The following is a 9,099-nucleotide window of genomic DNA, read 5'->3' as shown; positions in this document are numbered from 1 at the left end:
GGTCCATTGTGTCAAGGGCGCGCAGCGCCGCTACGCGGTTGAAACCCTTGACACAATGGACCGTCCGAGGCGAACTCTCGGCAAGCGATGAATGGAGGGGTGCGGGCGCTGGGCCCGCTGCTTCAATGCAATAGCAAGCCACAGCTTTTCCTCCCCGCCTCGCGGGGAGGGGGGCGCCACGAAGTGGGAGAGGGGTGACCGGGCGCCAGCCTGGCATGGGGCTTGGCTCCGACCCCTCGCGGGCTCGCGCCCGCGACCCCTTCGATCTCGCCCCGCTCGATCACTTCCCCGCGGGGCGGGGAAGAAAGTGCGCGAACGCAACCCGGAGGAACGGCCATTCGAAAAACAGGAAGTTCAGCCCGCCTCACGCCCCAGGAACAGCACCCGGGCGGCGCCCCAGATCTTGTCATTCATGCGCGTCCAGCCGGTCGTGTCCGGCTCTTCCTCGGCCCCGACTTCCAGCACCACACAGGCGTCCGGTGCCAGCCAGCCGCCTTCGGCCAGCCGGGCCAGCGTCTTCTCGCCCAGGCCCTTGCCATAGGGCGGATCGAGGAAAGCGAGGTCGAAGGGGGCGCCCAAATTGGAGGGCTTGTCGCCCAGCGCCGTGGCGTCGCGGCGGTGAATGCGGGTGTGCCCGAACAATTGCAGCGCATCGACATTGTCGCGGATGGCGCCGCGCGCCTCGGCCGCGAATTCGACGAACAGGCAGAAGGCCGCGCCACGCGACATCGCCTCCAGGCCGAGCGCGCCGGACCCGGCATAGAGATCGATCACCCGGGCGCCTTCGATGGCCGGGCAGAAATCGGCATGTTCGAGCACGTTGAACAGGTTCTCACGGGCCCGGTCCGAGGTCGGCCGGGTCGAGCGGCCCTTGGGCGCGGTGATGGCCCGGTTGCGGAACTTGCCGCCGACAATGCGCACCGGTCAGCTCCGGCCGGACGGCTTGCGCGGACCGGAGGGCCGGCCGGCGCCGGACGGACGACCCGAACTGGTCGGCTTGCTGCCGGGACCCGACGGACGCCCGGCGGTGCGGCCATGGGCCTTGGAGTCCGGCCGCTTGGCCGGGGCCGGCCTGCCACGCGACCGCTTCAGGGGCTTGGCGCCGTCATGATTGTCTTCCTGCGGCCGGCCGGGCTGGCCGGGACCACCCATCTTGCGCCGCGCCGGCTTGCGCAGGGTGCGCACCTTGGCCGTCGCCTCGCCGGTGGTCGCTTCCATTTCCACCAGGTGTCCGCACTGGTCGCGCAGGATGCGGCCCGGTACGGACTTGACCTCGCCCTTGCCGAGATCGCCCAGCTGGAACGGCCCGTAGGCCGTGCGGATCAGCCGGTTGACCTTGAGGCCGACGGCGTCGAGGGCCTTGCGGACCTCCCGGTTCTTGCCTTCGCGAATGCCGATATTGAGCCAGATATTGGAGCCGGTCTCGCGCTCGACCTCGACCTCCATCGGGCCGTATTTGAGCCCGTCCACGGTGACGCCCTGGCGCAGGGTGCGGATGGCGGCCTCATTGATCGAGCCGAAGGCGCGCGCCCGGTAGCGCCGCATCCAGCCCGTCGACGGCAGTTCCAGGGCGCGGGCGAGGGCGCCGTCATTGGTCAGCAGCAGCAGGCCCTCGGAGGTCAGGTCGAGGCGACCGATCGAGATCACCCGGCCGATATCCTTGGGCAGCACGTCGAACACCGTCTCGCGGCCTTCCGGGTCGGCATGCGTGGTGACCAGACCGGTCGGCTTGTGGAAGCGCCACAGCCGCGTCGCCGCCGGCGGCTCGACCGGCTTGCCGTCGACCTCGATCTTTTCCGACCCGCTGACCTTGAAGGCCGGCGTGTCGAGCGTCTTGCCGTCGACCTTGACCCGGCCGCCCTCGATCATGCGCTCGACCTCGCGGCGCGAGGCCACGCCGGCCCGTGCCAGGTATTTGGCGATGCGTTCGTCGCTGCCGGATGACTCGGTCACGCTTGACCCCTTCTCGCTGCCGCTCTACCCCGCCAGGGATGACGGAAGAGCGCGATACACGGTTTATGACGGCGGCGCTACGCCTGGCGCAAGCTGCGGCTGAAGCCGGCGAGGCGCCGATCGGTGCCATCGTCGTCGATCCGGCTACCGATAGCATTATTGCCGAGGCGCACAACCAGCCCATCTTGCGCCACGATCCGACCGGCCATGCCGAGATCCTGGCCCTGCGCGCCGCCGCCCAACGCCTGGGCAATTACCGTCTCACCGGGCTGGAACTCTTCGTCACCCTGGAGCCCTGCGCCATGTGTGCCGGCGCCATCAGCCACGCTCGCATCGGCCGCCTGGTCTACGGCGCTTCCGACGCCAAGGGCGGCGCCGTGGCACACGGGCCGCGCTTCTTCGAACAGCCCACCTGCCATTGGCGCCCGCAGGTCGAACACGGCATTCTCGCCGAACCCTGTGGCACCCTGTTGCGCGATTTCTTCCGCGCCCGCCGCAAGGCGAAGACTAGCTGAGCCGGGCTTGAAGCCCGGTCTCCACCGCCGGCCACTCCTCGCGCAGGATGGAGAACCAGTGGGTGTCCCGCCACTCGCCGGTCCAGCACAGGAGGTGCTTGCGAAACACGCCCTCGCGCCGGGCCCCGAGCTTCAGCATCGCGTTCTGGGAGTGGAGATTTCTGTGGTGAGTGCGCAATTCGACCCGCTCGGCACCGCAGCCGAAAGCCCGGCTCAGCAGGGCATGCTTGGCCGCCGGATTGATCCGCGTGCCCCGCGCCGCGCGGACATACCAGGTCCAGCCGATTTCCAGCCGCTTGTGGTCGGGCGTGATGGACAGGAAGGCCGAATGACCGAGCGGCTGGCCGCTGACGGCGTCGATGACGAGATGCGAAATCTGCGCGCCGGCGGCTTGTCCCGACAGCATCAGATCGAACCAGGCATCGAAATGCGGCCCGTCGCCGCGAATGATCGTCAGGTCCCAGAGCCCCGGCTCCTCGGCCAGCGGCCGCAGGACCTCGCGATGCCCTTCGTCCAGCGGCTCCAGCCGGACCCAGCGGTTTTCAAGCACCTGTCGATCGACCTGCATCATCCGATCCCGTTGAGAAGGAGCACGCCGCGCACCACATAGACCACCCCGATCGCCGACACGATCCACTTGGTCCACTGGCGGAATTGCACATCGCTCATCAGGGCCAGGAAACGGGCCCCCAGGGTCGTGCCGAGGATGGCCAGCGGGGCCGCGACCAGCAGCCACTGAACCTCGGGCAGGGCGGACCCCGCCAGCGCCGGCGCCAGGTAGTATCCGATCTTGACCGCATGCGAGATCACTTGCGTGGCCGCTTTGGTCGCCACGATGCAGCGCCGGTCGCGATCAGTGTCGGCAAAAAACACGTCGAGCAGCGGGCCGGACACGCCGGCCACCACGTTGAGCCCGGTCACCACCGCCCCGCAGGCGACGGCATGCCCTGGTCGGGCGGCATCGAGGTGAAGGACATGCTTGGGCAGCCAGATCACCGCCGGCACCACTCCGAGGACGATGAACAGCCACGGCTTGGACAATTCCACCGTTGCAAACACCAGCAGGCCGGCGGCGAGGGCAGAGCCGATCAGGTAGATGCCGAGGATGCGCCAGGCGATCCAGCGGATGTGCAAGATGGCGCGCCAGCCATTCGACACCGCCTGCACCACGCCGTGCACCACCATCGCCGAAGCAACGGGAAGCAGCAGGGCCAGCACGCCCATCAGGATGAGCCCGCCGGCCATGCCGAAGACGCCGGAGATGAAAGCCGTCACGAAGACAGAGATCAGGATCGCCACGGCGGTCATGGGGCGCGGTCAGGCCCCGGCCTGTTTCGCGAAACCCCACGCGGCTTCGGCCAGCGGCTCCACCGCAGCTCCCATCTCCGCCGCCCTGGCATTCGACGCATTGCCCTGCAGCGAGCGCGCATACACACCCTGGATGATCGAGGCGAGGCGGAAAATGTTGTAGGCAAAGTAGAAATCGAGCGCCGGAATGCCGTCCCGACCGGTGCGCTCGCAATAGGCCGCGGTATAGGCCTCGACCGTCGGGATACCGTAGGCTTCCAGGTCGACACCGAGCAGGCCGTTGCGAATCTCGCGCGGCATCACCCAGCCCATGAGCTGGTAGGTGAAGTCCGCCATCGGGTCGCCGAGTGTCGACAATTCCCAGTCGAGCACGGCAATGACGCGTGGCTCGGTCGGGTGGAAGATCATGTTGTCGAGCCGGTAGTCGCCGTGCACGACACTGGTGCGCTCCTGCTCCGGCGCCGCGCCGGGCAGCCAGTCGATGAGACGGTCCATGGCTGCGATGGGTGCGGTTTCCGCGGCCCGGTACTGCTTGCTCCAGCGCCCGATCTGGCGCTCGAAATAATTGCCCGGCTTGCCGTAATCCGACAGGCCTGCTGCTGCATAGTCGATGCCGTGCAGCTGGGCCAGCGTGGCGTTGGAGGCATCGTGGATCGCGGCCCGGTCGGCCTTCTCGAGCTCCGGCAGAAGAGGATCCCAGAAGATCCGGCCGGCCACGAAGTCCATGATGTAGAACTCGGTGCCGACGATCTCCCGGTCCTCGCACAGGGCGCGCATTCGCGGCACCGGGAAACCGGTCTCGCCGAGTGCCTTCATGACCCGGAATTCGCGGTCGACCGCATGCGCCGACGGCAAGAGCTTGCCCGGTGGCTTGCGCCGAAGCACATAGGCTTGGCCCGGCGTCTCCAGCTTGTAGGTCGGATTGGACTGCCCGCCCTTGAACTGGTGCACGGTCAGGGGGCCGTCAAAGCCGTCGACATTGTCGACCATCCATGCCGCCAGTCGCGCCTCGTCGAAGGCCAGGGCATCCGCGACCGGCTTGGTGCCGGAAAAGCTGTCGTCGATATCGCTCATTCGCTCTTGAAAACCTCACCACCCTGCATGACGAAATCGACATCCATGAGCTCGGAAATATTGTCCAGCGGGTTACCGTCCACGGCAATGATGTCGGCGTACTTGCCCGGCTCGAGCGTGCCGATGTCAGTGTCCATCTGGACATGCCGTGAGGCATTGATCGTGGCGGTCACGATGGCCTCCATCGGCGACATGCCGGCCTCGACGTAAAGCTCGAATTCGCGCGCATTGAGACCGTGGCGGGAAACGCCACTGTCGGTACCGAAGGCGATGGCAACGCCACCTTCGTGTGCACGCCTGACCATCGCGAGCATCTGGCTGCCGACCTGCAGGGACTTCTCGCGCACCGCTGGCGTCATCCAGTCCGACGATGAGGCGATTTCCGCGACGGTGATGCCCGCGAGCACGGTCGGCACCAGGTAGCTGCCGTTCCGGCGCATCATGCGGATGGAGTCGTCGTCGAGATAAGTCCCGTGCTCAATCGAGTCACCGCCGGCCTCCAGGAATGAATTGATTCCGGTGGCCCCATGGGCGTGCGCTGTCACCCGACGGCCCATCATGCGGGCCGCTTCGACGATCGAGGCGAGCTCATCATCGAAGAATTGCTGCTCAACTCCCGCGGCAGTATTGGAAAGCACACCTCCGGTCGCGGTGATCTTGATGACATCCGCTCCACCGCGGACCAGTTCACGAACCGCGCGCCGACAATCGGCCGGGCCGTTGCAGGCCGAGCGGCTGGAAAGCGTATCCATCACCGCCGTCGAGTAACTATTGATATCGGCATGTCCGCCCGTCGGTGTAACGGCGGGACCCGAGACGCGCAGTCGGGGGCCGACGACATCCCCATCCCGGATCGCGTCGCGCAACGCGGTGGAAGCTTCCAGATTGCCTCCGACCTCCTGAGCTGTGGTGAACCCAGCCATCAGTGTCGAACGCGCGTGCCGGGCCGCGTCGAGCGCCAGGTCAGCGCTATTGAGCGTGACCCGGTTGAGACGGCCTTGCGGGCTGAGCTCGCCTTGCAGGTGGACGTGGCTGTCGATCAGGCCCGGAAGCACGAAGTCATCGGACAGGTCAATGACAATGGCGCCCTCGCGCGAGACAAAACCGGCCTCGATGGCCTCGATCCTGTCCCCGCGCACCAGGATGGAGTGTTCGCGCAGCGGCGCCTCGCCGGGAATCGCCAGCACATGACCGGCGTGGATGATGGTCAGATTATCGTCTTGGGCATAGCTGCCCGGTGTGGTCATCATGAGGGCCGCAAGGCCCCCGAGCATGGCGCGTATCATGCTGGTCTCCCCCTAACATCCTGAGCTCACAGGATGCGGGTTGGAGGCGCAAAGTCAAACGCCCAGCATGGTTTTCTCGACCCTCGCCTCAGTGCGTACGAAGCGCCCGCCAGGCGATGTCACGGCGGCAGAACCCGTCCGGCCAGTCGATCGTGTCGACGGCGGCGTAAGCCCGGTCCGCGGCATAATGGAGGGTTTCCCCAGTTGCGGTCACGTTGAGGACGCGCCCGCCATTGGCGATCATATGCCCCTCGGTATCACGACCGGTGCCTGCTTCAAAAACCATCACGCCGCGCATCGCGCAGGCGGCCTCGACACCTTCGATTCGGCTGCCTTTCTCATAGTCCCCCGGATAGCCCTTGGCAGCCATGACCACGGTGACCGCCGGATGTGGTGTCCAGTCGATCGGCGGCAGGCCGGCCAGCTTCCCTTCGGCGGTGGCACGCAGATAGGGCAGAATGTCATTGCGCATTCGCTTCATCAGCACCTGGCATTCCGGGTCGCCATAGCGGATGTTGAATTCAACCACTTTCGGCCCGTCGTCGGTTACCATCAGTCCGGCAAACAACACGCCACGGAACGGGGTGCCTTCCTGGCTGAGCCCCTTGGCAACCGGCGCTATGATGGTCCGCATCGCGGTGTCTACAAGATCGGGCGTTGCGACGGGTGCCGGTGAGTAGGCACCCATGCCGCCGGTATTGGGACCGGTATCGCCTTCACCGACACGCTTGTGATCCTGGGCTGCTCCCGCAAACACGACATTTTCGCCGTCGCACAGGGCGAAAATCGAGACTTCCTCCCCCTGCATGAACTCTTCGATCACCAGCTTGCGCGATGCGTCGCCGAACTTCCCGCCCAGAAAAGCGTCGATTTCCGCTTCCGTTTCGCTGCGGTCTGACAGGATGACCACACCCTTGCCGGCGGCCAGCCCGTCTGCCTTGAGGACATAGGGCGGCTCGACGCTGTCGAGGAAGGCCTTGGCCTCGGCGGGTTCAGTGAACACCCCATAGCCTGCGGTCGGGATGCCGTGGCGGGCATAGAAGTCCTTGGCAAAGGCCTTGGACCCCTCCAGGCGGGCGGCATCGCGGCCGGGGCCGAACGTGGCGATGCCGGCCTCGCGCAGAGCGTCGGCCAAACCCTCACACAGCGGGTTCTCCGGACCCACGACAACCAGGTCGGCGCCTGTCTCGCGCGCCAATTTCACCAGGGCGCCAAGATCGGAGGCGGAGACATCGTGGCAGGTGGCGAGGGACGCGATTGCCGGGCTGCCAGGCGCAGCATGCAGCTCGGTGAGCAGCGGGCTCTGCGAGATTTTCCAGACCAGGGCGTGCTCACGACCGCCCGAACCGACCACCAGAACCTTCATGTCATCCCTCATGCCTTGGATTGGCCCTGCCTAACGCATCGCCACGGGCTTCGCGAGTCTGTGGGGCCGTTGAAGCGATCCGCGATCCATCCTACCAGTGTCACCATGAATAGCGCCCCTGGAAACCTTCACGAATTCTCTGTCTCCGAATTGGCAGGCTCGCTCAAGCGAACGGTGGAGGACGCGTTCGGCCATGTTCGTGTCCGCGGCGAGCTGGGCCGGGTGGTGGTGGCCAAATCGGGCCACGTCTATTTTGATATCAAGGACGACAAGGCTGTCATCGCCTCGATCGCCTGGAAAGGAACCGCCTCGCGCTTCCGTTTCCGGCCCGAGGAAGGCCTGGAAGTTGTGATCGAAGGGCGGCTTTCAACCTATCCCGGTCGATCCCAATACCAGCTCATCGTTGAAACCATGGAACCGGCCGGCGCGGGCGCCCTCATGGCTTTGCTGGAGGAGCGCAAGAAGCTGCTGGCCGCCGAAGGCCTCTTTGATCCGTCCCGCAAGAAGCCTCTGCCCTATCTGCCGCGCATCATAGGCGTCGTGACCTCACCGACCGGGGCCGTCATCCGTGATATCCTGCATCGCCTGGCTGACCGTTTTCCCCGTCAGGTCCTGCTGTGGCCGGTGCTGGTGCAGGGCGATGGTGCTGCCGCACAGATTGCCGAGGCTGTCCGCGGTTTCAATACCCTGCCGAGCGGTGATATCGCGCGGCCCGATGTGCTGATTGTGGCGCGGGGTGGTGGTTCCATCGAGGACTTGTGGTGCTTCAACGAAGAGATCGTCGTGCGCGCTGTCGCAGACAGCGAGATACCGGTGATTTCGGCCGTGGGGCACGAGACCGACACGACGCTCGTGGACTATGCTTCTGACCGCCGTGCGCCGACGCCAACCGGCGCTGCGGAGATGGCAGTGCCGGTCCGCGCCGAGCTGAAAGCCAGCATCGAGGCCAGTAGTGGCCGCTTGGTCGGCGCGCTTTCAAGGCTGATCGATCGCCGGCGCACGGAGCTGCGCAGTGCGGCGCGCGGTCTGCCCCGTCCCGCAGCCTTGCTCGAGTTGAAGCGCCAGCGTTTTGACATGGTTGCCGACAAGCTCGACCCGTCGCTTCTCAGCAATGCGGCCGCCAAACGGGCCAGGCTGCAGGTCGTGGAGGCGCGCCTCCGGCCTACCGCACTGCTCCGCGAGATCGCCCAGAGAAGGGCGCGAGTCAGCGAACAGGATGCCAGAGTCCTGCCGGCTGTCCGGCGCCTGCTCCGGGACCGAGATCGCGCATTGCATCATGCGTCGGAGCGGTTGTCCGCACTCAGTCATGAAAGCGTTCTACGCCGGGGGTTCGTCCTCGTGCGGCGCCAAACCGGTGCACTGGTACGCACCGGCGCAGACCTCACCGCCGGCGAGACTGTCTCTTTGCGCTTCGCAGACACCGAGCGCGAAGCTTTGATCGAACCTGCCATTGCGGGGAACCAGCCCTCGACCGAGAAAGTTATTCCTGCACCTGCCAGACCCCGGCGCCCGAAGCCTGCAGCCCGAAAACCCAAGCGGGACCCGGGTCAGGGCGAACTCTTCTGAAGCTGGCCCACGTGCAAGCTCCCAATGTAGA

9 protein-coding genes are annotated in these 9,099 nt (G+C 66.1%); 2 read left to right on the top strand and 7 right to left on the bottom strand.

Features of this window, described 5'->3' with window-relative positions; genetic code table 11:
- Window positions 1-354 precede the first annotated feature (354 nt).
- A complete protein-coding gene (gene rsmD / locus ACXYMR_RS12525) occupies window positions 355-921 on the bottom strand; it encodes a 16S rRNA (guanine(966)-N(2))-methyltransferase RsmD (protein WP_458943217.1) in 567 nt (188 codons plus the stop codon).
- 3 nt (window positions 922-924) lie between these two features.
- The gene (locus ACXYMR_RS12520; protein WP_458943216.1) at window positions 925-1,953 is read right to left on the bottom strand and encodes a pseudouridine synthase; all 1,029 of its coding nucleotides are present in this window, start codon (window positions 1,951-1,953) and stop codon (window positions 925-927) included.
- 38 nt (window positions 1,954-1,991) lie between these two features.
- On the opposite strand from ACXYMR_RS12520, the gene tadA reads away from it, so the two are divergent.
- A complete protein-coding gene (gene tadA, locus ACXYMR_RS12515) occupies window positions 1,992-2,468 on the top strand; it encodes a tRNA adenosine(34) deaminase TadA (protein WP_458943215.1) in 477 nt (158 codons plus the stop codon).
- Here the strand turns inward: tadA and ACXYMR_RS12510 are convergent.
- The 5 genes from ACXYMR_RS12510 to purD all read right to left on the bottom strand — a co-directional run bounded on the left by ACXYMR_RS12510 (window position 2,461) and on the right by purD (window position 7,502).
- Entirely contained in the window at window positions 2,461-3,036 is a 576-nt protein-coding gene (locus tag ACXYMR_RS12510) for a GNAT family N-acetyltransferase (protein ID WP_458943213.1), read from the bottom strand. The genes tadA and ACXYMR_RS12510 overlap by 8 nt on opposite strands.
- Window positions 3,036-3,776, bottom strand: a complete 741-nt coding sequence (locus ACXYMR_RS12505) for a TSUP family transporter (RefSeq protein ID WP_458943212.1) — start codon at window positions 3,774-3,776, stop codon at window positions 3,036-3,038. The genes ACXYMR_RS12510 and ACXYMR_RS12505 overlap by 1 nt, the downstream gene beginning before the upstream one ends.
- 9 nt (window positions 3,777-3,785) lie before the next feature.
- Window positions 3,786-4,850, bottom strand: a complete 1,065-nt coding sequence (locus ACXYMR_RS12500) for a phosphotransferase (protein ID WP_458943211.1) — start codon at window positions 4,848-4,850, stop codon at window positions 3,786-3,788.
- Window positions 4,847-6,136, bottom strand: a complete 1,290-nt coding sequence (locus ACXYMR_RS12495; protein WP_458943210.1) for a metal-dependent hydrolase family protein — start codon at window positions 6,134-6,136, stop codon at window positions 4,847-4,849. Before ACXYMR_RS12495 ends, ACXYMR_RS12500 begins: the two co-directional genes overlap by 4 nt.
- 88 nt (window positions 6,137-6,224) lie before the next feature.
- Window positions 6,225-7,502 carry a phosphoribosylamine--glycine ligase gene (purD, locus tag ACXYMR_RS12490; protein ID WP_458943209.1) on the bottom strand — a complete coding sequence of 426 codons (1,278 nt, stop codon included), beginning with the start codon at window positions 7,500-7,502 and terminating at the stop codon, window positions 6,225-6,227.
- A 105-nt stretch (window positions 7,503-7,607) separates the two neighbouring features.
- On the opposite strand from purD, the gene xseA reads away from it, so the two are divergent.
- Window positions 7,608-9,068 (top strand): exodeoxyribonuclease VII large subunit, encoded by a 1,461-nt coding sequence (xseA, locus tag ACXYMR_RS12485; protein ID WP_458943208.1) that lies wholly within the window; start codon window positions 7,608-7,610, stop codon window positions 9,066-9,068.
- Window positions 9,069-9,099: the final 31 nt, after the last annotated feature.

Source organism: Maricaulis sp. CAU 1757, from assembly GCF_054482675.1.
This window is presented reverse-complemented; position numbering and strand designations above follow the sequence as displayed.